Source organism: Anaerotruncus sp. 1XD42-93, assembly GCF_009917605.1.
Lineage (GTDB): Bacteria > Bacillota > Clostridia > Oscillospirales > Ruminococcaceae > Anaerotruncus.
Genome location: NZ_QZEG01000015.1, coordinates 46,854 through 67,581 on the forward strand (window position 1 = coordinate 46,854; position 20,728 = coordinate 67,581).

19 protein-coding genes are annotated in these 20,728 nt (G+C 56.7%); 7 read left to right on the plus strand and 12 right to left on the minus strand.

The window, feature by feature from the left end; genetic code table 11:
- The first annotated feature begins 50 nt into the window (after positions 1-50).
- The 3 genes from D5269_RS07920 (at position 51) to D5269_RS07930 (ending at position 3,631) form a co-directional block, all read left to right on the plus strand.
- Entirely contained in the window at positions 51-695 is a 645-nt protein-coding gene (locus D5269_RS07920) for a hypothetical protein (protein ID WP_016317049.1), read from the plus strand.
- Positions 696-883: 188 nt separating this feature from the next.
- Positions 884-2,371 (plus strand): hypothetical protein, encoded by a 1,488-nt coding sequence (locus D5269_RS18550; protein ID WP_120485817.1) that lies wholly within the window; start codon positions 884-886, stop codon positions 2,369-2,371.
- Between the two features lie 180 nt (positions 2,372-2,551).
- Positions 2,552-3,631: a membrane lipoprotein lipid attachment site-containing protein gene (locus D5269_RS07930; RefSeq protein WP_120485818.1), complete on the plus strand. Its 1,080-nt coding sequence runs from the start codon at positions 2,552-2,554 to the stop codon at positions 3,629-3,631.
- 86 nt (positions 3,632-3,717) lie between these two features.
- Here D5269_RS07930 and D5269_RS07935 read toward each other — a convergent pair whose 3' ends face one another.
- Positions 3,718-3,885 (minus strand): DUF1540 domain-containing protein, encoded by a 168-nt coding sequence (locus D5269_RS07935; RefSeq protein WP_016317052.1) that lies wholly within the window; start codon positions 3,883-3,885, stop codon positions 3,718-3,720.
- 235 nt (positions 3,886-4,120) lie between these two features.
- On the opposite strand from D5269_RS07935, the gene D5269_RS07940 reads away from it, so the two are divergent.
- On the plus strand, positions 4,121-5,023 hold the full coding sequence (locus D5269_RS07940; protein ID WP_120485819.1) for a hypothetical protein: 903 nt from the start codon (positions 4,121-4,123) through the stop codon (positions 5,021-5,023).
- A 122-nt stretch (positions 5,024-5,145) separates the two neighbouring features.
- Here D5269_RS07940 and D5269_RS07945 read toward each other — a convergent pair whose 3' ends face one another.
- The 6 genes from D5269_RS07945 to D5269_RS07970 all read right to left on the minus strand — a co-directional run bounded on the left by D5269_RS07945 (position 5,146) and on the right by D5269_RS07970 (position 10,956).
- Complete coding sequence (locus D5269_RS07945) at positions 5,146-6,495, minus strand: FkbM family methyltransferase (RefSeq protein ID WP_166545156.1); 1,350 nt, start codon at positions 6,493-6,495, stop codon at positions 5,146-5,148.
- A gap of 139 nt (positions 6,496-6,634) precedes the next feature.
- Complete coding sequence (gene hemB / locus D5269_RS07950) at positions 6,635-7,621, minus strand: porphobilinogen synthase (RefSeq protein WP_120485821.1); 987 nt, start codon at positions 7,619-7,621, stop codon at positions 6,635-6,637.
- Positions 7,614-9,131: a uroporphyrinogen-III C-methyltransferase gene (gene cobA / locus D5269_RS07955; RefSeq protein ID WP_120485822.1), complete on the minus strand. Its 1,518-nt coding sequence runs from the start codon at positions 9,129-9,131 to the stop codon at positions 7,614-7,616. The genes hemB and cobA overlap by 8 nt, the downstream gene beginning before the upstream one ends.
- A complete protein-coding gene (hemC, locus tag D5269_RS07960; RefSeq protein WP_016317057.1) occupies positions 9,131-10,012 on the minus strand; it encodes a hydroxymethylbilane synthase in 882 nt (293 codons plus the stop codon). Before hemC ends, cobA begins: the two co-directional genes overlap by 1 nt.
- A gap of 45 nt (positions 10,013-10,057) precedes the next feature.
- Complete coding sequence (locus D5269_RS07965; protein ID WP_243126835.1) at positions 10,058-10,516, minus strand: bifunctional precorrin-2 dehydrogenase/sirohydrochlorin ferrochelatase; 459 nt, start codon at positions 10,514-10,516, stop codon at positions 10,058-10,060.
- Positions 10,517-10,644: 128 nt separating this feature from the next.
- On the minus strand, positions 10,645-10,956 hold the full coding sequence (locus tag D5269_RS07970; RefSeq protein ID WP_120485824.1) for a hypothetical protein: 312 nt from the start codon (positions 10,954-10,956) through the stop codon (positions 10,645-10,647).
- A 209-nt stretch (positions 10,957-11,165) separates the two neighbouring features.
- Between D5269_RS07970 and D5269_RS07975 the strand changes: the two genes are divergently transcribed.
- Genes D5269_RS07975 through D5269_RS07985 form a run of 3 tightly spaced genes read left to right on the plus strand, consistent with a single transcriptional unit; the run spans position 11,166 to position 13,555 of the window.
- On the plus strand, positions 11,166-11,549 hold the full coding sequence (locus D5269_RS07975; RefSeq protein WP_016317059.1) for a VOC family protein: 384 nt from the start codon (positions 11,166-11,168) through the stop codon (positions 11,547-11,549).
- A 39-nt stretch (positions 11,550-11,588) separates the two neighbouring features.
- Complete coding sequence (locus tag D5269_RS07980) at positions 11,589-13,013, plus strand: DUF2185 domain-containing protein (protein WP_158604973.1); 1,425 nt, start codon at positions 11,589-11,591, stop codon at positions 13,011-13,013.
- A gap of 8 nt (positions 13,014-13,021) precedes the next feature.
- Positions 13,022-13,555 (plus strand): DUF5662 family protein, encoded by a 534-nt coding sequence (locus D5269_RS07985; RefSeq protein WP_120485826.1) that lies wholly within the window; start codon positions 13,022-13,024, stop codon positions 13,553-13,555.
- Here D5269_RS07985 and D5269_RS07990 read toward each other — a convergent pair.
- From D5269_RS07990 to D5269_RS08010, 5 genes are all read right to left on the minus strand, one after another.
- The gene (locus D5269_RS07990) at positions 13,494-13,937 is read right to left on the minus strand and encodes a hypothetical protein (RefSeq protein WP_120485827.1); all 444 of its coding nucleotides are present in this window, start codon (positions 13,935-13,937) and stop codon (positions 13,494-13,496) included. The two genes, D5269_RS07985 and D5269_RS07990, sit on opposite strands and share 62 nt — an antisense overlap.
- Before the next feature lie 392 nt (positions 13,938-14,329).
- The gene (gene rbr / locus D5269_RS07995; protein ID WP_120485829.1) at positions 14,330-14,872 is read right to left on the minus strand and encodes a rubrerythrin; all 543 of its coding nucleotides are present in this window, start codon (positions 14,870-14,872) and stop codon (positions 14,330-14,332) included.
- 195 nt (positions 14,873-15,067) lie between these two features.
- Positions 15,068-16,300: an FkbM family methyltransferase gene (locus D5269_RS08000; RefSeq protein WP_120485830.1), complete on the minus strand. Its 1,233-nt coding sequence runs from the start codon at positions 16,298-16,300 to the stop codon at positions 15,068-15,070.
- 12 nt (positions 16,301-16,312) lie between these two features.
- A complete protein-coding gene (locus D5269_RS08005) occupies positions 16,313-18,517 on the minus strand; it encodes a glycosyltransferase family 2 protein (protein WP_120485831.1) in 2,205 nt (734 codons plus the stop codon).
- A 90-nt stretch (positions 18,518-18,607) separates the two neighbouring features.
- Positions 18,608-20,341, minus strand: coding sequence for a flagellin (locus D5269_RS08010; RefSeq protein WP_120485832.1), 1,734 nt, complete (start codon positions 20,339-20,341; stop codon positions 18,608-18,610).
- Positions 20,342-20,728: the final 387 nt, after the last annotated feature.

Genomic DNA, 20,728 nt, shown 5'->3' on the forward strand with positions numbered 1-20,728 from the left:
CTTCCGGACGAATATTGTTATTGAAACGCTTCGGAAAGGAGTGGGGTGAAGTGATCTCCGGGACAGACAACAGAATCCGGGAATCCCGGCGCAGGCGCAATCTGGAATCCAAAAAACTGATTGGCTCTCTGGTTTCGGACAGCCAGGCAAGCGAGCAGATACTCGCAGCTGCCAAAAAAAGCCGCGCGAATAAGCTCGAACGAATCCGCAACAAGCTAAAGGCAGGCAAGCGGCTTTCCACGTCCGAGCTGCAATACCTGCGGGAGCGCGCGCCCGATCTCTACGAACAGGCGGCTCGTATCGACCAGCATCAAAAGGCGTTCGAACGGGCGCTCAAGCGCTGCCGGACCGAAGAGGATGTCAACCGGGTTCTGACTTCCCAGATGCAAATCGCATCCGGGATGGTCCCGGCAGTGCCGGCGCAGCAGAACGGTGAAGAACCGGCGCGCGTATCGGATGCAGAATTTTCCGAGATGTATGCCGCGGCAATCGAGCGGACTCACCGGTCGTTTCGTGCCGGAGAAGGCGGGAAGCTGGTTTCCTCCAAGCGGGAAGAAGAAAAACGGCAGGATGAGCAGAAAGAGCAGAGCAATTTTCTCCGTGGCCTGGATCGTTCGGATTCCTTCCGTTCCCCTGTACAATCCACGATCTCCGGCCCTGCATCCGACAGGCAGAAGCTCTCCATACATGCCTAATTGGAATGGTAGATTTTCCCCCTGATGCAGCATCTGCATCAGGGGATCGCTTTTTCTCTCATTTTTTTCGTTTGGATGTCCATAAAAGATCAAAAAATTGGTTCTATCTTTAAGAACCCATATTCACAACCATTCGGCACCGTCTGTCGGAGGCCCCGCAATCGTATTTCAAAAGAGGAGGAAACGAGATGAGACCGGTTTTGGCAGGAATATTGGCGGCCCTGATGCTAACTGGCTGTGGAGCGCAGGCCAGCCTGGAAGCAGTACCCAGATCCAGTGCGATTCGCACCATAGACGACGAAATCCCCCCATCTTCAGCCAATTCAGCATCAGAACCCGCTAACTCTACGCGCTCGGAGACGCACCCTGTCATGGAAGCGCCGACCGAAGCCCTCACAGAACCGGCCATCGGGACACCGGTTTCCAGTTCTTCAGAGCCGGCTGCACCTGCACAAGTCCTTCCGGACAGCTTTATGCCCGCCGATTTTTCAGGGGCGACGCTTTTTCTCTACCGTATTTCAGATATGGCAGGTACCGAGGTAGACCCCGCAATCTTTTCCGAGTATTCCTCCCAATTGGGGCTGGAGCAGTCAGAAGAGGTTGGGGAGCCGCTGGACAATCCGGACAGCATGACCCTGACGCTGCCGGACGACAGCCGGTATACCTATCAGTTCTACACCGAAGGGATCGGGGTACAATATGCGGAGCCGGGAAAAGACGCCGGAGAGGAGCGGCGGTACCGGGCCAACCAGACTGTATATACGGAATTGAAAAACGACTGTTGGTCGGATACGGTTGTCCAGCCGGATGTCCACCCCCGCTGGACGCTGCTGATGCGCGCATCCAAGGCGGAGGAAATCCGAATCACCTCTATGGCGGGAGAGGAGAGCCGCCTGTTGCCCGGGGAAGAATCATTTTCCTGCACATTTGAGGAGTTACAGCGGATGCGGGTGAACGCGGGCAGCTTTCAGCAGGTTGCCCCGGAGACCCGCCTGGAAGATGCGGAAATCATCCAAATCCGCTTTTATAACGGGATTCGATACGATATTCAGCGCGGACCCAGAGAGGTCGTGATCGCTTCAAGTGATATGCCCTACGCCTGCCGTTATGCGCTTTTCAGAAACAATCCCGATACCGCAAAACCGGTGATCTATCTCTATCCAGAGCAGCCAACCGACGTTTCGGTCCGCCTTGACTATCAAGGGAAATTCACCTATACCTATCCAGCCTATAACGACGGCTGGCAGGTGACCGCTTACCCGGATGGGCGATTGGTCAACAAGGCGGACGGGTCCGAGCATTACTACCTCTTCTGGGAGGGCAGCGGACAGTTCGACTGGGATTTTTCTAGTGGGTTCTGCGTCCCAGGCCCAGAGACCGAAGGCTTTCTGCGTAAAGTCCTGCCGCAAACCGGCCTGCTTCCAAGGGAATATAACGATTTTATCACCTACTGGGTTCCCAGGATGCAGCATAACCGTTACAATCTGATCCATTTTGCAGGGGAACCGTATGAGCGGCTTGCCCCGCTTACCGTCACCCCCTCGCCGGATGCCATCCTGCGGGTACACATGGTCTACCGGCCCCTCGCATCCCCTGTGGAACTGCCTCCCCAGACGTTCGAACCGTTTGAACGGAACGGGTTTACAGTGGTAGAATGGGGCGGTACCACGGCTTAAAGCCTGCTCCCAATCCAAAATCCTACTTGACTTCTAAAAAATTATGGAGATGGTGAACAGATTTTCCGATGCTGTACACCCGCAGCGGAACGCCTTACCCAGCCGCTTTTTCCAACGACGACGCCCAAAGGACGGGCAGCTATCCCAACAGTCTTTTTCCACCAAAGGAGGACTCGGAAGATGAAACGAATTTTAACAGGTGCTTTGGCGGTTTTGATGCTGGCCGGCTGCCAAGGCAATGGGGGGCCGGCAGAAGAGCCGTCCGGCTCCAATATGCAGAGCATCATAAGCGAGGGAACCCCGGAGAGCCGGGAAGATTTTGCTGGAGAGCCTGTTCCGATGTTGTCCGGGATTTCGGAACCGGAGGTAGAAAAGGTCCTCCTGCGGATTCGCCAGTCCTCCAAACGCCTTCTGACCCATTCGGACGAAGGATTCTCCGACGTGTTGGCGGGTGTGCAGGCCCTACAGGTCGATCCGGACAGTATGCGGCAAGTGCCTCCCCAGACAAAATTGGAGCATCCGGTACAGGTGCGCATCACCTTTCAGGATGGACAGAGATATGACCTTTCTATCAATGAGGAACAGCTTCTGATTTTTGAGAAGGGGGACGACCATGCTGCCCTCTACCAAACGGCCCAACCCTTCTACAAAGAATGGGTTCTCCAACAGATTGGGGATGAGATGTGTGGGGATGACTGGGAAGCAGGAAAACCGGTGATCTATCTCTATCCAGAGCAGCCAACCGACGTTTCGGTCCGCCTTGACTATCAAGGGAAATTCACCTATACCTATCCAGCCTATAACGACGGCTGGCAGGTGACCGCTTACCCGGATGGGCGATTGGTCAACAAGGCGGACGGGTCCGAGCATTACTACCTCTTCTGGGAGGGCAGCGGACAGTTCGACTGGGATTTTTCTAGTGGGTTCTGCGTCCCAGGCCCAGAGACCGAAGGCTTTCTGCGTAAAGTCCTGCCGCAAACCGGCCTGCTTCCAAGGGAATATAACGATTTTATCACCTACTGGGTTCCCAGGATGCAGCACAACCGTTACAATCTGATCCATTTTGCAGGGGAACCGTATGAACGGATTGCCCCTCTCACTGTCACCCCCTCGCCGGATGCCATCCTGCGGGTACACATGGTCTACCGGTCCCTCGCATCCCCTGTGGAACTGCCTCCCCAGACGTTCGAACCGTTTGAGCGGAACGGGTTTACGGTGGTAGAGTGGGGCGGTTCCTCCATACGTGCAAAGTCGGATTGAACCCGTGACCGTTCTCATGCAGCAGCCAAAAACGGCCCCGCAGCAATCGTTCTGCGGGACCGTTTTTTTGAGGGGTTGTCTATGGGTTATTTACGGACGAAGGATTTGCAGTCGGTGCACTGGTCCATCGACGGGTTGTTCTCATGGGTTCCAATTCGTACGCAGTTCAGGGAACAGTAGTCGGAGGTTGCGCAATGGTTTTTGCACTGGGATACGGTACATTCTACACTGTGGTTTGCTTTGCAGTTATCCATCTGAAATAGCTCCTTTCATCATTCGCGTGTTGCAAAACGGGGACGCAAAGACCGTTTTCTTTACGTCCTTTTTAGTCTGCACCATCCGGCAGGTTTTATCATTGGAAACTTTTTCTTATTATGGCTGCACATGTTTACAAATTCGCTAAAAAATCGTTGCAAACTATTGTAGAATCCTGTATCGCAGTATGCTATACTTTCTCCAGAAAATCCTGAATCGAACGGAGATGTTTTTATGAGGCGCACCATCAGGCCACTTGCCGTATTGGTCTGTCTGTTCACATCAGTGACGATGGTCGGCTGTCGGACCACAGAAGCCGCTGCTGTCAACAGCCAGCATATCCAGCAGGCTGTCCGTCCGGTCTCCAGCTCCGCTTCAGAATCCCAGCCCATTCCTCTGGGGGACCGTCTCCCGCTTGAAAATACGCAGGATCGGCTGGCTGAAATCCGCAACTTTCGTAAGATCGGCGCGCAGTTCCTGCTGGAGGATGACCGCGCCTACAAACTAGCCGCTATCATCTATTCCTATCGAGACTACCGCAATACTCTGATTTTCAACAGCGATTTTTCCTCCATCTCCGAAGCCCCGGTCTCTCTGCTGGTCGAGATCGCCGCTTCCCAAAGCCCGCATATCGACATCTATGGGGAAGCTTTCGAGGCTGCTGACCCGCAGTCCCAGCCGGTGAAACGGTTTTTTGAGGAGCAATCCAGAGCGGGACGGAGTGTGAGCCTGCTTTCCTACGGCGAGGACGTGCGCAAAATGGCCAAAGTCCTGTTTGGGGAGTCCTTTGAGCTGCCCGCCCAGGATGGTATCTCCATACGGTACAGCCAGCCGCTTGATCTTTATTATCTGGATGCGGAAGGTTCCACCCTCGCTACCGATTACCCGGTGATCACCAGCATAGAATCGGAGCCGGACGGCGGACTGACCGCCCGGGCAGTGATTTTGAGCTATTGGGACAGCTTTAACCAGTGGTCGTTCCCGGATGGCTCGTGGGGCAGCCAAGAAAATGCCGACATCCAGGCGGTCAAGGAGTATGTCTGCCGGAACATCGACCGGCTGCCCGCACATGTCTACACCTTCACCCCGCGTACGGATGGGGAATGGGGCATCTCCGGGTTCTCCAAAGCAGCCTGAACCTTCGCCTCGCACATCAGAACCAAAGCCTTCACGGTGATTTACCGCGAAGGCTTTTTACTGTCCGCGCCGCTCAAGAGCCAAGTGCAAAAAGAGGGGGCAAGTCCCCCTCTTTCCGAATCCTAATTGTGCAGGCAAAACAGAAATTTCGCCAGTTTTTCCCTTGGGACAAGAAAATAGTCCCAATACACAGAATCGCAGCATTCCTCCCACTCGGAAAGATCGAAGATGGGATTCCCAAAGATATCTGTAACGGAATAGTGATTCTTCTCACACAGGTCGAACAGACTCCTTCTCTGCCGTCCGTACGCACCGTAACCAGGCCCTCCATATTCCGTACTGATGATCGGGCGGAATTTGGAGATCACCCGCGCGGCCCCTTCCAGAATATCCACTTCCGCTCCTTCGGCGTCCAGCTTGATATAATCCAGTCTGGTAAAGCAGTCCATAAAATCGTCCAGCTGTTTTACCTGCACCTTTATGCTTTTTAGCCGCGCATCTTCACGATTATAAACCACCCTTTGTTTTAATCCGCTTTCTTCCGGGTAGTTTTCGCACTCCCAGAATTCCGTCTCCCCATTAAAATTGGACAATGCCAGGTTGAACAACCTGACGTTCTCTGCCTGGAAGGTTTCCGTAAGATAGCCATACTGTTTTTTCAGCGGCTCAAACCCATATAAAGAGCCGGTTTCCGTGACCAGCCGCTCAAATACCCTTAAATGCCTTCCAACATGGGCGCCAATATCAACGACCGTATCCCCCGGATTGATAAGCTTTGAATAATTCTTTTCCAGAACCTCCTCATAGTCAATCTGGAAGTCAAACTTTCCGATCAGTTGTTTGGTTGTCAGGGCGTCCATCTGTAATCGCTTCTCATTGTGCTTCAAAAGATATTCGGGCGCACTTTCAAATGTCTGTTTTAACTCCTGATAGTCCTTTTCATTGTAAAGGACTATGTCGGTGTTCTCCGGTTCCCTCCCCAACAGGTACCGGTAGGCATACAGAATCGCATTTTGTTTATCACTTCTGTCCGATTCGCAGTTTTGCCGGAATTTTTCGCGGCACTCTGAGAATCCCTCCCGAACTGTTGCATCAATGCGCAAAAGGACTTCCGCCCATTTTTCTATCTCCGCGCGGTACTGTTCGATCTGACCCTGCTGATCGTTGACCTGCCGCTGGTAACCGTCGAGCAGATTTCCCGGCTGCTCTCCGCACAGTCCATTTTGAATCCGGTACAATTCTGAAATCGCCTCCATGGTTGTATGGTTAAAAGCCGTCTGCTGTTCCCAGTAAGGGGCAATCAGCCAGTGTACACTCTTTCTGATACAGCGTTTCCCAAGCGTGACCAACCATCCGATGAAAGGGATGGTCGTTTTGATCGGAATGCCCGAAATCTGCCATGTCTGTTCAAGCTGTTGTGTGCTGCCGCGAAGAAGCCCCAGTTCTCTGGCTATGTTTTCTTTTGCTTCCATCTCTAAATGCTCCTTATTTTTAGCAGTCAATACGGGAATTCCGCAATCAGCCATATTTGTTCCTTCTGAAGAAGGAACAAACGGGACGTCCCGTTTGTTTGCATATTTTGGATTATTTTAGCACAACTTGGACGCTCTGTCAACCGATCCGGCCTTCGTCGATCCAGCCCGCCAGCTCCTTGGCATAATAGCTGATGAGGATGTCCGCACCCGCCCGAAAGATCGAAACTGCACTCTCGCAGGCTGCGGAAGCCTCGTCGATCAGGCCGGCCTTTGCCGCTGCCTTAATCATGGCATATTCCCCGGACACGCTGTAAGCCGCCATAGGCATCCCGGTGGCACGCGCCACCTCGGCAAGTACATCAAGATAGGCGAGCGCGGGCTTGACCATCAGGATGTCCGCACCCTGTTCCACATCGAGCAGGGCCTCCCGCACCGCCTCACGGGAATTGTGATAATCCATCTGGTAGCCCTTGCGGTCACCGAAGCCGGGCGCACTGCCCGCCGCATCCCGGAACGGACCATAAAATGCCGATGCATATTTCACCGCGTAGGAGAGGATCGGTGTTTCGGAGAACCCGTTCCGGTCGAGGGTCTCGCGGATTGCCAGAACCCGTCCGTCCATCATGTCGGAGGGCGCCACCATATCCGCCCCTGCCTGCACATGGGAAAGCGCTGTCCTGGCGAGCACTTCAAGGGTTCGGTCGTTGTCCACCTCCTGCCCGCGGAGCAGGCCGCAGTGCCCGTGGGAGGTATACTCACAAAGGCAGACATCGGTGATGAGGTAAAGCTCCGGGAACCTGGCCCTGGCCTCCCGCAGCGCCTGCTGCACCACCCCATTTTCCGCCCATGCGCTGGTTCCCTCAGGATCCTTCTGCGCCGGGATTCCAAACAGCATCACTGCCGGGACTCCCGCCTCGCAGACCTGCTCGAGCGCGCGGGGCAGGGTATCCGGACTGTAGCGGAACTGCCCGTCCAGCGAGGGGATCGGCGCTGCAATCCCGGTCCCTTCCTCGACAAAGAGCGGGTAGATCAGCGAAGATTTTGAAACGCGCGTCTCCCGCACCAGCCCCCGGATCGCCGGATTCCGGCGCAGCCTGCGCGGCCTGAATCTCAAATTATCCATCAACAGGTTCCTCCTTATTGCCCGTTTGTTCGGTCATCAGCTGGACGAGCGACTGCATCGTCGCCTGTTCTGCAACAACAACCTGCATTCCGCACGCCTGTGCTGCACGCGCGGTCGCCTCGCCGATACAGGCGGCACGAATCCCGCTGTAATCCCGGGCACCGATCGCGCGCACAAATCCCTGCACTGTCGAAGCGCTGGTGAACGCCACATAGTCGACCTCCCCCGCATCGAGCATCGCCGCCCCGACCATTGACTGTGCACTCTCATAGACCGTATCATAAAGCGGCAGGTCATCATAGGGAATTCCCGCCCGTTCCAGCTCGGCGGTCAAATCCGGGGAGCCTTCCCTTGCCCGGACGATCAGCACCCGTGTCCCCCCGGCGGCCTGGGCGAGCGCTGTACCAAGCGCTGCCGCACTGAACCGCTCGGGCACCAGATCGGCAAACAGGCCATGCGCTTCGATCTCCCGCGCGGTCGCCGCGCCGATTGCCGCCAACCGGATTTCGCCCAGCATCCGCACATCCCGCTGCTGCCTGCGCAGCCGCTCAAAAAAGATGCGTGCGCCGCTCGGGCTGGTCAGCACCAGCCACCCGTACCGCCCCACATGATCGAGCGACAGGTCGAGCGCAGGATTCTCCGGTATCTCCACCGTACGGATTGCAGGGATTTCAATGACCTCCGCCCCTGCTTCCCGGAGCATCCCGGTCAGACGGGAGGCCATCTCCCGGGGACGGGTCACAAGGATTTTCTTTCCGTGAAGCGGACGTTTTTCCGCCCAGGAAAACCGCTCGGACAACCGGCAGACCTCCCCGACCATCAGCACCGCCGGAGGGCGCACCCCGGCCTGCCTGGCCTCCTCCGGGAGCGCTGCAACGGTCGAAAGCAACCGCCGCTGGCGGGCGGTTGTCCCGCGTTCGATCAGCGCGGCAGGGGTTTCAGGCGGCATTCCCGCCTCTGTCAGCCCGGTGCAGATCTGCTCCAGTCCCCCGACCCCCATCAGGAAAACCAGCGTCCCCCCTGCCCGGACAAGCGCCTCGAATTCCTCGGGCGGGCGGGCGGATTTCCGCTGCCCGGTGATAATATGCACCGACGAACAGAAATCCCGATGGGTGAGCGGGATTCCCGCATAAGCGGGCACCGCAGCCGCTGAACTGACCCCCGGCACCACCTCAAACGGGATGCCGTTCTGCTCGAGCAGCTCCAGCTCTTCGCCGCCCCTGCCGAACAGGAACGGGTCCCCGCCCTTGAGCCGCACCACCTGACTGCCGGAGAGCGCCTCCTCCAACAGGATCATATTGATCCGCTGCTGCGGGACTGGATGCTCTCCCGCGCGTTTGCCGACATCAATCCGGCGGGTGGATTCAGGGATCAGGCCCAAAACCGCCTGCCCAACCAGCGCATCATAAACCACCACATCCGCCCGTTCGATCAATTCCTTTCCACGCAGGGTCAACAGCCCCACATCAGCCGGTCCCGCTCCGACCAGATATACCTTTCCTGTTTGCATTATACCCCTCCTAACTGCGCGGCCAACCGTTCACCCAACTGTTCGGGCGCCCCTGCATCCCCGGTAAGGCCGCCTGTCCGCAGGATGCCCGCTTCTTCCACTGCGAAAAGCCCTGTCAGACAGAGCTCCCCGCCCCGTACCTGCGCATACGCCGCGATCGGTTCGGTGCATCCCCCGCCGAGCGCCCGCACAAACGACCGTTCCGCCGCAGCCGCTATCCGGGATTCCCGGCAGTCGGCCTCCTCCAGATACCACAGGTCGTCGCCTGCGCGCGCCTGTGTCACCAGAATCCCCTGTCCGGCCGCAGGGATCATCTCCTCCGGTCCGAATACCCGGCTGATCCGGTCCTGCATCCCCAGGCGCTCGATCCCCGCATGGGCGAGCACCAGCGCGGAAAACCCTCCCCGGTCGAGCTTCTCGATCCGGGTCTGGACATTTCCTCGCACACTTTCGACCTGCGCCCCGGCAAACAGCCGTCCAATCTGCACCCGTCGGCGGGGGCTGGAGGTTCCGAATGGCAGGGAAAGGTCGGGGGTCTGTCTGCCCTGCGGCAGGATCAGCACATCCCGCGCGTCCGCGCGCGGCGAAAACGCCGCCAGCGGCAGACGCGGATCGGTCTCCATCGGCAGGTCCTTAAGGCTGTGCACCGCAAGGTCGATCCGCCCTTCGAGCAGCGCCTGGTCCAGCTCCCGGACAAAAAGCCCCTTTCCCCCGATTTTATCGAGCGGGCGGTCGAGGATACGGTCGCCGGTCGTTTTCATCGTGACAAGCTCGACTTCGAGTTCCGGGTGGGCACGCCGGATCTGCCCGATCACCAGCATACTCTGGGCAATTGCCAGCCTGCTGTCCCGGCTTCCCACCCGAACCTTATGCTTCTCCATCCACTTCCTCCTCTTTCTCAAACAGGCCCTGTGCGCAGGAACCCATTACAGCTTCGCCTGTTCGATCCGGTCGAGCAGCTCCCGGATCTGCCTTGCAGCCTGTGCGGCGAGACGGTGCCCTGTATTACTGGCGGTCACACCGGCAACCAGGCTGCCGCGCCGCGCAATCGCAGGGAAATAGAAGTCGCATTCCCCGGGCGCATCCGCCGCATTGACCGGTATCCCCAGTGCGCGGCATTCCTCGACAACCGCCCGGTTGACCGTCCGGCTGTCGGTAGCGGCGATCACAAGCGCATATCCCGCGCAATCCCCCGGACTATAGGCGCGGCAGAGCAGCTGCACGCCATCCGGCTGCCCGGCAAACGCGGGGGAAATCACCGTCACCTGTGCGCCGAACCCGCTGAGGACCTGCGCACGCCGCAGCCCGACCGTTCCACCGCCGAATACCGCCACCCGTTTCCCCGAAAGGTTGACAAACAGCGGGAAATATGCTGGCTGATCCACCGAATCCCCTCCGCCTCTTTTTGCAGGACTGCCCGAAAAAACAGCCACAAAGCGGACGCTTTGCGGCTTTCGAGAGCGATTACGCTCTGGTATCATCGTTGCCTTTCCACCTATTCTGGGCTGATCTGCTAAACATTATACCAAAAATCCCCCGGCAATTCAAGATTGGAACGGTTTGGTTTCGACCGAATCCCCAGATTTTTTTCAGCCGGCCGGCTGCTGTCATTCGGAACATATTTTATGCTTTTGGGAACATTTCGCAGGCTGGAACCCATTATTTCTGCTAGAATCAAACTAACGGGTTCGCCATTTTCAGAATTGGCAATCGCTTTGTTCATTAACCAGTCGGTCGTTCCCTTTCGATCTGTCAGGTTCTGTCCAAAGTTCAAAAAAGAAGTGCTTCGTCCGGATAGCGAAGCACTTCTTTTTTGTTTTTGCAAAGGGATCTGTCTCCTGTCTTTTGGCTCCCGCTCCCCTCTTGCAGCCCTTTGGGCTTCGCTCAAAAAGCCGCAGCGGCCTGCGCCGATCGTCGGGAAGCGGTTGCGGCCAAAAACAGGGAAACGTTTGGAAGAGTTGATTTGTCCCCCCTTTCAATGTTATAATCGAATCACTTGGAGCAGGCAGCATACCACCGGCTGGAGGGCAGGCAATGAAGATCGAACATGTCGCAATGTATGTAAACGATCTGGAAGGCGCCAGAAACTTTTTTGAAACCTATTTCGGGGCGGTCTCAAACAGCGGATACCACAATCAAAAGACAGATTTCCGCTCCTATTTTCTGTCTTTTGGGGACGGGGCAAGGCTGGAACTCATGAGCAGGCCGGCCCTGGAAGACCCTGAAAAAGCACTGGCGCGGACCGGGTTTATCCATCTGGCATTTTGCGCCGGCAGCAGAGAGGCGGTGGACAGCCTGACCGCGCGGCTGATGCAGGACGGTTATGAGGTCATCAGCGGACCGCGCACAACCGGGGATGGATATTATGAAAGCTGCATCGTCGGGGTGGAAGGCAACCAGATTGAAATTACCGTTTAGGGCATGGCAAACAGCCCACCGGAAAGGCAGGAAAAATCGATGAATGAACAACTGCGTGCACAGTTTGAGGCGTGGCACGAGCAGGACGAACATCAGAAGATCGTGGACGCGGTTCTGGCGCTCCCGCCAGAGGAACGCGGTTATGAGGAAACCGGACAGCTCGCGCGCGCCTATAACAATCTGGGGGAACTGGAGGCCGCGCTCGAGCTGCTGCTCTCGATTGCGGAGCAGGGCAGGGAGGATTTCCGCTGGCACTACCGGGTTGGCTATTCCTACTTCTATCTGCACCAGAACGAGCGGGCCGCAGCCGCATTCGACCGCGCGGTCGCACTCAATCCGGAGGACGCCCACAGCTGGTTTTTTGTTGCGCTGGTGAGCCGCACGCTGGGCAATCGGGGCCGGTTCGAGCTGGCAAAGGAGCGGGTGCAGGCGCTCGACCCCGAACTGTTTGAACAGGAATTCCCGCCCGACCAGGAGGAAAGTTATTGTCCCGAACAGTATACGCAGGAGGCGTTCGACGCGGTTGAAGCGCATATCCGGCAGTATTTTGGGGTGTATCCTCTGGTCTTTCACGAAAAGCTCTCCCCCGACATCCATGTGGACATCTGCCTGATCGAGCCTACCCCCGAACGGGATTACTACACGCTGGTTACACTGGGGATGGGTGCGCACCGGATGAACGTCCCCGAGGAGCTGCGCAACAGCAGGCTCGACCGCGCCGAACTTCTCATCTGCCTGCCTGCCCGCTGGAATATCCGCGGGCAGGCGGAAAAATGGTATTGGCCTCTGCGCTGGCTCAAAATCCTTGCGCGCCTGCCCGGCAGCGAGGATACCTGGCTGGGCTGGGGTCATACAGTCCCCAAAGGCGCTCCTTTCTCTTACAACACCAACCTTTCTTCTGTGATTCTCACCGAGCCTGCCCTCTTCGATGCCGAAGCGGCGGTCTGCCATCTCCCGGACGGTGACGCGATCAACTTTTACCAGGTCGTGCCCATCTACCAGAACGAGCTGGACTGCAAACTCCACCGGGGAGCCAAGTCCCTGCTCCGCCTGTTCGGGCAGGACGCTTATGTAGTGGACATCGACCGTCCGAGCGTCTGCCGCAACTGGAAGCTGGAACCGGAGGACGATCTGCCCGATCCCCAAATCGAGCCCGCGGTCCCCCGCTGGGATGGGCCGGCCGGCTGTCTGGCGACCCGTAAGATCACCCGGGAAAAACTGCCGGTGGGTTACTTCTACCGGGAAGCGCCGGTTGAGGGCGCGCCGGACAGCGGCTGGCGTTTCCTCGAAGGAAACGAGGACGAATCTTATATGTCCGACCCGGCAAACACCGAGGTCTGTCACCTCGATACCATCTGCGCCTCCAACCCCGGGATAGCGCCTCTGCTCACCTCCCCGCAGGGCACTGCTTATTTCCGGGGTGAGGACGGTCGTTTTTACTATGAGGAACCGATGGAGGGCTGACATCCGCAATGAATAAATGGTATGCGCATCTGAAAACGATCACCCGCCACAAACTGCTGGTCATGCGGCACTGCTTCCGGATCGGGCTTTATTGGCAGGGGCTGACCCATGACCTCTCCAAGTATTCCCCGGCGGAATTCCTGGTGGGGGCGAAATATTATCAGGGCGACCGCAGCCCCAACGACGCTGAACGCCGGGAAAAGGGGTACAGCAGCGCATGGCTGCACCACAAGGGGCGGAATAAGCACCACCTTGAATATTGGATCGACTATACGCCAGGCGGGGACCATCATATGGGCGGGGTTGAGATGCCGGTACAGTATGTAGCAGAGATGTTCTGTGACCGGATCGCCGCCTGCAAAATTTACCACGGGGCCGCCTATCAGGATGCTGACCCATACGATTATTTCATGCGCGGCCGGGGCCACACCATCCTGCATCAGAACTCTGCTGCTCTGCTCGAACAGATGCTGCGGATGCTCAAGGAGCGCGGGGAGACCGAGACCTTCCTCTGGGTGCGCAGAGAGCTGCTGCACCGTTGAGCAGTGTTTTGGGGTCGGCCTGAAGCTCAGGTGCCAGGCCCACAGACGTCCGAACCGGAAGTGCGACAAGCAGTTCTTTGGTCTCGGGGAACAGGTCGGGCATCTCTTCAAACCCATCGGAGGTCGCGGCGATTGCACTCAGCGTCCTTCCGGTTTCCCTGCGGTAGGTTTCGGAAATCTTCCGGTAGATTTCCGCATCCTCAAGGAACATCTCCCGGTTTTGGAGCGGGTCCCCTTCTGCGGGAACCGGTGGTTTATAGGAACTGGCTTCGCCCTGCCGCGCCGCTTCCTCGGACGAAGCGATCGGCGGGGCCTTTCTGCTGCACGCTCCAAGCGCCGCCATCAACAAAAGTGCAAGCCACAGTGCAAACAATCTCTTCATTTTTGTTTCTCCTCCCGTACTTTCACCTGTGGGGACAAGCCCCTTCTGTAGCTCTTATTCTAGCGGAAAGGCAAAGCGGAATTTGTCGGTTTCGCAAGGCTTGGAAAATTCTTTTCCGGGCCTTGTGCGTATTGGATTATTGCAATCAAAAATCCCTTTCATGCCCCTCTGCCGCCGTACCGTAGGATGTGTTGCGCATTTCGGAGCGCAGCGGCTCTCTTGATGCGCCAACCGGATGCCGGCTGGTGGAATGCCTGTCTGGGCACCGGACACCCCTCCTGGGAAGCGCTTTTTTCGGGTGGATTGCCGTCTGCCCCCCAAAGGCGGCAACAGGGGGCTTTTTCATCCGCAAAAAGCCCCCTGTTATCTTTTTGTCTGCCAGAATCAAACCTCTAATAATTGTTCGCCCTGACCTGGAACCATGCCTGCGGCTTTTTGCAGACCGGGCAGACCTTCGGCGGCTCGGTGCCCTCATGAATATGCCCGCAGTTGAGACAGATCCAGGTCGCCTGCTGGGACTTTTTGAACACGGCCTGCCCTTCGACGTTGGAAAGCAGGGTATCATACCGTTCCATATGCTCCTTTTCGATTTTCGCAACCAGCTCAAACAGGATCGCGATATTGTCGAATCCTTCTTCCCGGGCCTCCTTCGCAAAATTGGCATACATCTCCTGCCACTCGTACTTCTCCCCGGCCGCTGCATCCTTGAGGTTTTCGGGGGTGGCGGGCATCTCGCTGTTGTGGAGAATCCGGAACCAGATTTCCGCATGTTCCTTTTCATTGTTTGCGGTCTCATCGAAGATGTTGCCAATCTGCTCGTAACCGTCCTCCCGCGCTTTCGCTGCGAAATAGGTGTACTTGTTGCGCGCCTGCGATTCCCCCGCAAACGCAGCCATCAGATTGGCTTCGGTTTTAGAGCCTTTGAGAATTTTCATAAAAACAGCCTCCCTTTTGCAGTTCTGGAATTAGTCTGCACGCGGGGAGGCTGTCTTATACCAGTCTTTGTTATTTTTCCGATACAAGTATTGATTCTTCTATACGGTGGCGGTCGAAAAGAGCGGGCATCAAAATACGAAACAGCCCATGCACCGTTTGACTTGCGTATGGGCTGTTTCGTTTCAGGGCCGGGATCAGATCGTCTGGCCGTAAACCGCCAATAGGGAGATTTCGGTGGGGTAGCGGTTGCCGCCGTGATAGCGCAGCCAAAACCGGTACCCCGGGCAGATCTCGTCGATCATCCGGGGAATTTTCCAGATGTCCTCGTTGTTGTGATAGACCGAAATCGCCAGTTTGGGATGCTCCCGCTGGATATGGCGGGAGCATCCGAGCAGAGCGCTCTGCTCGGCGCCTTCGATATCCATCTTGATAAAGGTGATGGGTTCGGCAATATCCTCGTCGATCGAGACCACCTCAACCGGGATATTCCCCTGGCCAGTCAACACGTTGGCGGAGGTACTGGCCGGATTCGCGGAAATAAACATCTGTCCGCGCTCTTTTCCAGCGCCTTTCATACGGCATTCGATCTGGGGGAATTTCTGTGTGACCTGCCGCAGCAGCCGGAAGGTTGCCGGGGTGATCTCATAACAGTAGATTTTTTTATAACGGCCGTAGACCTTCATATATTCCAAAACAGTATCCCCGTTATAAGCCCCGAGATCAACCAGCACCTCATTTTCGTCACAGGGCATCAGGTCCGGATCGAAATAGTCCGGCCAGGCGTGTTCGACCGCAAGGGCCAGGGTGTGGTAGTCCTGCCGGTACCAGTTGTTCACGATGCCGAACAGAAGCTGGCGGGACCGGTAGTCCTCCAGCCGCTGGTAGAGCCAGAGATAATCCCTCCAATGCGCGCAGAACGATTCCGCCTTGTTCTGCCAGATGGTGAAATCCCCGGCTTCCCGGTCGAGCGATCCCCAGAAGGTAAACGTTTTGAAATAGACTTCTAAAGCCTGTTGATCCTCCGGACTTTGGGCGAGAAAATGTTTCTGAATCCGGGAAAACAGCTTCTCCTGCGGCAGCACGCGGATTTCTTCGATCCAGCTGAGAAACTGCCGGTCAAGCGCACAGCGCGGCTTTAATGAGGCGGGCTGCTCGATCCGCAGATTTTCGGCGTACCACAAGGCGTGCCACAGCCAGTGTTCCAGCTGATCCAGCCAGCCGCCCAGGCCGGATGCATCCGCCGGGATGGATTCAGGCAGGCTGGGCAGGGACGCCCGCCTGGCGAGCCGCTCGGCGACTGTCTGGATAGCTGGCGGCAGTTCCTCTGCGAGGGCGCCTGCTGCCGCGAGATCCCCCCGCTCCAGATGGGCACGCAGACAACCGTCCGCCTGTGCAATACTCTCCAAAAGTGCGATGGTTTGCTCCATGTTTTTCCTCCCTCAGCTTTCCAGTGTATATCGCGGCCCGTCCAGCTGGCTCTGCATCAGCAGCAGTTCAGGGTCATCAGGGCAAAGTGCGCGGTAGGATTCCAGTATCTGGGCTGCATGTGCAATCTGCCCGTCACTGGCAAGCCGGTAAAACTGCTGCTTGACATTCTCCGCCAACGCTTCAAATTCCTCCCGCTGTTGTTTCTGCGCCTCCAAACGCTGGCGGGTGCGCGCGGTGAACAACCCAATCAGCCGGTTCATCAAGGGGAATTCCTGGAGCATCTCCCCGAGCCGTTGCAGACAGGCACCGTCCCCCTGCTCCTTTTGCAGGGCTTCTGCCTCCTGCCAGCCTATGACAAACCGGTATTCCGCTGGCAGCGCCACCCGGTTTTCGGGCAGGAGCATGGCGGGCTGGTAAACCATCCGGCAGTAGTGGGTCATTGCGTCCAGATAGCGCTGCGCGAGGCTGGCAAAGCGTTCCTCATCCAGCCAGGGCTGCTGGAACAGGACTTTGGTATCCGGCTCCGGGCTTAACAGCAGCGACAGCATAAGACGGGTCTGCCAGAACCAGCAGACCGGCGGGTCGCTTTCCTGCAAGGGGTGTTCCATCAGGTAGGTGTCGAGCAGTTCCGGCCAGTCGGGACGCTGCTTGGCCAGCGTTTCCCAGTACCGTTCCACCAGGCTGCTGTCGAGCGCGGAAAGGGTGTGCTGCAAATCGAACTGGTAGAAAACGGTCGCATACAGAAGATCGGCGAACAGCGGCGTTTTCACCGCGTCCGGATCATCCAGAAGCTGCTCCAGCAGTTCCTGCGCCTGTTCGCGGGTCTGGGCGGTGCGCAGCCGGCAGAGCTGTGCAAACGGGTTTTGCAGATCGGTCTGGGCAATCGTCAGGCAGGCGTCTTTCTTGCGCACTAAAAATAGGTCAAACCGCTTTTCAAACCAGATGGTGAAATCCTTCCAGCCCTCGCCTTCCTTCAAAGAAGAAGCCTGTTCGAGCAGCATCGGTAGTCGGGAGAAGTCCTCGGCTTCATAAGCATAAAGACACTCCATCATCAGGCTTGCGTCCGAACGTTCCAATGTCTTTTCGGTTAGCGATCCAGCGTGTTCGAGCGCGGCTTTCATCTCCGGATAATTCTCTTCTACCTGCCAGCATTTCGCGACTGCATAGCAGGACATTGCGTAATTATACGGGACAGCAAACGCAATCGGCACACTGTAAACATCGCGGGTATTGAGTTTCCCGTCCTGATAGAGCTGGTACAGCCGCTGATATTCCAGATAGGCTTCCCTTGCAGACGGATATTCTTCGCAGTCAAAGTAGATATTTCCCTGATAGTAGCGCATTTCCATGTCTGCTGCCAGGTCTCCCTCGTTTTTGTCCTGGAAGAATTCCTTTATGAGCTGCTGCGCAGCCGCGTACTCCCTGCGGATAATCGCAGAAAACACCATTGTATGATAGGCATAGATCCACTCGGTATGATCGGGTCTGTTCCCTCCTAAAATCCGGATAATCTCGCGGGCAATTCGTGTCCGCTCTTCGACATCGGAAACCTTTTGCAGGCCATAGGTATCCGCAAGATGCCGCAAAATACGGACATCCTCCGGATTTTTTTCCAGCTCGAGCAAAAGCAGCTTCTGGTTGCGCTGCTGTTTTTTCTCGTTGACGCCCTGCACATATCCATCGTGATGTGCAATCACAGAAATATCCTTCGTGGGAACGATAAAGGGATTGATGCTCTCATGAATCGACCCCTGAAACCGCATACCGGGAATATTCCGATAAAGCCGGATCATGTGGAAATCGGAATATTCGGTATGCTCATAGTCCGAATAGTTGCGCTGGATCAGGCTGGCGGTCCCGTAGGGATTGTTCGGCAGCTTCAAAAACTCAATGATCGGACCGCAGTTCTCCTCCAGAATCTCGTCCCCGTCCAGATAAAGGAACCATTCCCCCGAAGCGGCTTCCAGCGAGACATTGCGCGCAGCGGAAAAATCGTCGCACCATTCAAAATGCAGTACCTGGTCTGCATATTGCTCCGCAATTTCCACCGTCCGGTCGGTGGAGCCGGTGTCCACAACGATCAGCTCGCTGGGAACCGCCTCGCGTATGGGGGACATCGCCTTCAGGCAGTCCTCCAGATATTTTTCCTCGTTCTTCACGATCATCCCGATCGAAACCAGCGGTCTCTGACCTGGTTTTTTTACTTTGGCTTTCATGGTCAACCCCCAATCGAAATGGAAAAGGCAGGCAGCAGAATGCTGCCTGCCTTTTGTAGCCGTTCAAGCTCCGCGCAAAGATTCAATCCATTACTGGAGGAGCTGGAGCACGCTCTGCGGCTGCTGGTTGGCCTGCGCGAGCATTGCCTGTGCGGACTGGGTCAGCACGTTGACTTTGGTGTACTCCATCATCATCTTGGCCATATCGGTATCACGGATACGGCTGTTCGCGGACTGGAGGTTCTCGGACGCGGTGTCCAGGTTGTTGATGGTGTATTCCAGACGGTTCTGGGTTGCACCGAGGACCGCACGCTGCTCGGAAACCTTGTCGATCGCGCTGCGGATGGTGTCGATCGCGGAAGCTGCGCCCTCACGCTTGGAGATATCCACATCTGCAACACCGATACCCAGCGAGCTCATGTTCGCAACCGAAACAGCAATCTGGTTGAAGGTATCCGCAGTGTCACCGATCTGGAGAATCAGGCCGCGATTGCCGCCCGCCATGCTCGAGCCGTTGGCCAGGCCGAGTGCCGACGCGATGTCTTTATCGCCGATGTCGCTGAAGCTGAACTTAACATCCTCGACATCCCCGTTGTACTTGATGAGGAAGCCGCCATCATCCGCCGCCTCTACGGTGAAGTCGGCCTTAGTCAAACCGGTCAGGCCGGATGCTTTGTCAAACGTACCGGCAGTCAGGCCGTTCTGCTTGTTGTACTCATCAACTGCAGTCTGGATATAACCCTGCAATGCGGTTGCAACCGTGTCCATCGTGACCGTAGTAGCAGATGACGTTTTGGTGATCTGGCCTGTAACAGTTACAACGACCTTGGTCCCGTTGATGTTCATCTGGAAGGTGGAATTTTGCGCGATGGTATCGCCGTTGTACTCGTTCTGTGCTTTGCTGATAATAGATGTGATCGGATCGCCTGCGGTAGTGCTGCCGCCGAACAGGAGGCTGCCCAACGATTTCTCCGCTTCAGTAAGCGTAGAGCCACTGAACGAGAATTCGGAATCAGAGCCTTTGTTCTCGCTCTTCAGGGAGAACTTGCTGCCATCGAAGGTGATCTTGACGCTTCCCTTCAGTCCCTGTTCCTTGATTTGATTATTAAACAGCTCGGTGAGCTTGTTCGCCCATTCTTTACCAGCCTCGGTTGCAATCGGAGTTGTGGAGCCATCCACGCTGGTGATCGACTCGAGGAACTTCTTGGCGTCGCCCTTGCTCCAGTCAATTTCCAGCTTCTGGCCATCAATCACGAAGGTCTCGGTTGCAGATGCGGAAGTTACCGCAGTGAAGCTGACGCCAGACGCAGCACCGGTTACCACTTCTGCAGAGGAGAACTTGGAAATGTCATTCGCGCCGGTGAAGCTGGTGCCGTTTGCGCTCACGTTGCCGCCGCCCAGCGAACCATCCAGCAGCTTGATGCCGTTGAAGTTGGTCGACTGCGAGATACGGTCGATTTCTTCCTGGAGTTTGTCAACCTCGAGCTGGAGGGACTCACGGTTCAGGTCCTCGTTGATGCCGTTCGCCGAACGGGTTGCCAGCTCGGTCATACGGTTGAGCATGTTGTGGACCTCGGTCAGCGCGCCTTCAGCGGTCTGTACCAGCGAGATACCATCCTGTGCGTTGAGCGAAGCGGTGTCCAGACCTTTGATCTGGGATTTCATCTTCTCCGAGATCGCCAGACCGGAAGCGTCGTCGCCCGCGCGGTTGATGCGGTAACCGGAGGACAGCTTTTCCAGCGCCTTGGAAACCTGCGAGTTGTTCATACCCAGCTGACGCTGAGAGTTGACTGCCATAATGTTGCTTCTTACTACCATTCCCATGGTGAAACCTCCTTAAAAATTCTGCGGGTGATGTCCCTTCCACCCGTTTTTATATTTTTCAAGCCTGCCCGCTCCGCGGCGGCGGACAGACCGGAAAACAAAATCATCTGCGCATCCTGCGCGGGGGCTGTATCTCTGCGTGTGGCAGGGTGCTTTTTCACTTGCAAAAAGCACCCTCTTGCCGCCCTTCGGCGGCAATTCACCCGAAAAATGCGCTTCACAGGATAAGGCGTTCCGCGCTCATCTCGCGCTAAGAGCCCGCCTTCGGCGGGTTGCGCTCGAAACGCTTCGCTGCGGCTCGCAGTGCGGAGCGCGCCGGGGGCTCTGCCCCTCGACCCCGCCACCTTTGAAAAGGTGGACGAAACTTTTGGTTTCAGCGTGACGCTG

Excerpts from the sequence above, each read along its gene's own strand:
- rbr (WP_120485829.1), bottom strand. The coding sequence starts at position 14,872 with ATGAAAATTCTCAAAGGCTCTAAAACCGAAGCCAATCTGATGGCTGCG.
- hemC (WP_016317057.1), bottom strand. The coding sequence starts at position 10,012 with ATGGAGAAGCATAAGGTTCGGGTGGGAAGCCGGGACAGCAGGCTGGCA.
- D5269_RS08005 (WP_120485831.1), bottom strand. The coding sequence starts at position 18,517 with ATGAAAGCCAAAGTAAAAAAACCAGGTCAGAGACCGCTGGTTTCGATC.
- D5269_RS07985 (WP_120485826.1), top strand. The coding sequence starts at position 13,022 with ATGAATAAATGGTATGCGCATCTGAAAACGATCACCCGCCACAAACTG.
- D5269_RS07935 (WP_016317052.1), bottom strand. The coding sequence starts at position 3,885 with ATGGATAACTGCAAAGCAAACCACAGTGTAGAATGTACCGTATCCCAG.
- D5269_RS07990 (WP_120485827.1), bottom strand. The coding sequence starts at position 13,937 with ATGAAGAGATTGTTTGCACTGTGGCTTGCACTTTTGTTGATGGCGGCG.
- D5269_RS07940 (WP_120485819.1), top strand. The coding sequence starts at position 4,121 with ATGAGGCGCACCATCAGGCCACTTGCCGTATTGGTCTGTCTGTTCACA.
- D5269_RS08000 (WP_120485830.1), bottom strand. The coding sequence starts at position 16,300 with ATGGAGCAAACCATCGCACTTTTGGAGAGTATTGCACAGGCGGACGGT.
- hemB (WP_120485821.1), bottom strand. The coding sequence starts at position 7,621 with ATGGATAATTTGAGATTCAGGCCGCGCAGGCTGCGCCGGAATCCGGCG.
- D5269_RS07980 (WP_158604973.1), top strand. The coding sequence starts at position 11,589 with ATGAATGAACAACTGCGTGCACAGTTTGAGGCGTGGCACGAGCAGGAC.
- D5269_RS18550 (WP_120485817.1), top strand. The coding sequence starts at position 884 with ATGAGACCGGTTTTGGCAGGAATATTGGCGGCCCTGATGCTAACTGGC.
- D5269_RS07930 (WP_120485818.1), top strand. The coding sequence starts at position 2,552 with ATGAAACGAATTTTAACAGGTGCTTTGGCGGTTTTGATGCTGGCCGGC.
- D5269_RS07975 (WP_016317059.1), top strand. The coding sequence starts at position 11,166 with ATGAAGATCGAACATGTCGCAATGTATGTAAACGATCTGGAAGGCGCC.
- D5269_RS08010 (WP_120485832.1), bottom strand. The coding sequence starts at position 20,341 with ATGGGAATGGTAGTAAGAAGCAACATTATGGCAGTCAACTCTCAGCGT.
- D5269_RS07945 (WP_166545156.1), bottom strand. The coding sequence starts at position 6,495 with ATGGAAGCAAAAGAAAACATAGCCAGAGAACTGGGGCTTCTTCGCGGC.
- cobA (WP_120485822.1), bottom strand. The coding sequence starts at position 9,131 with ATGCAAACAGGAAAGGTATATCTGGTCGGAGCGGGACCGGCTGATGTG.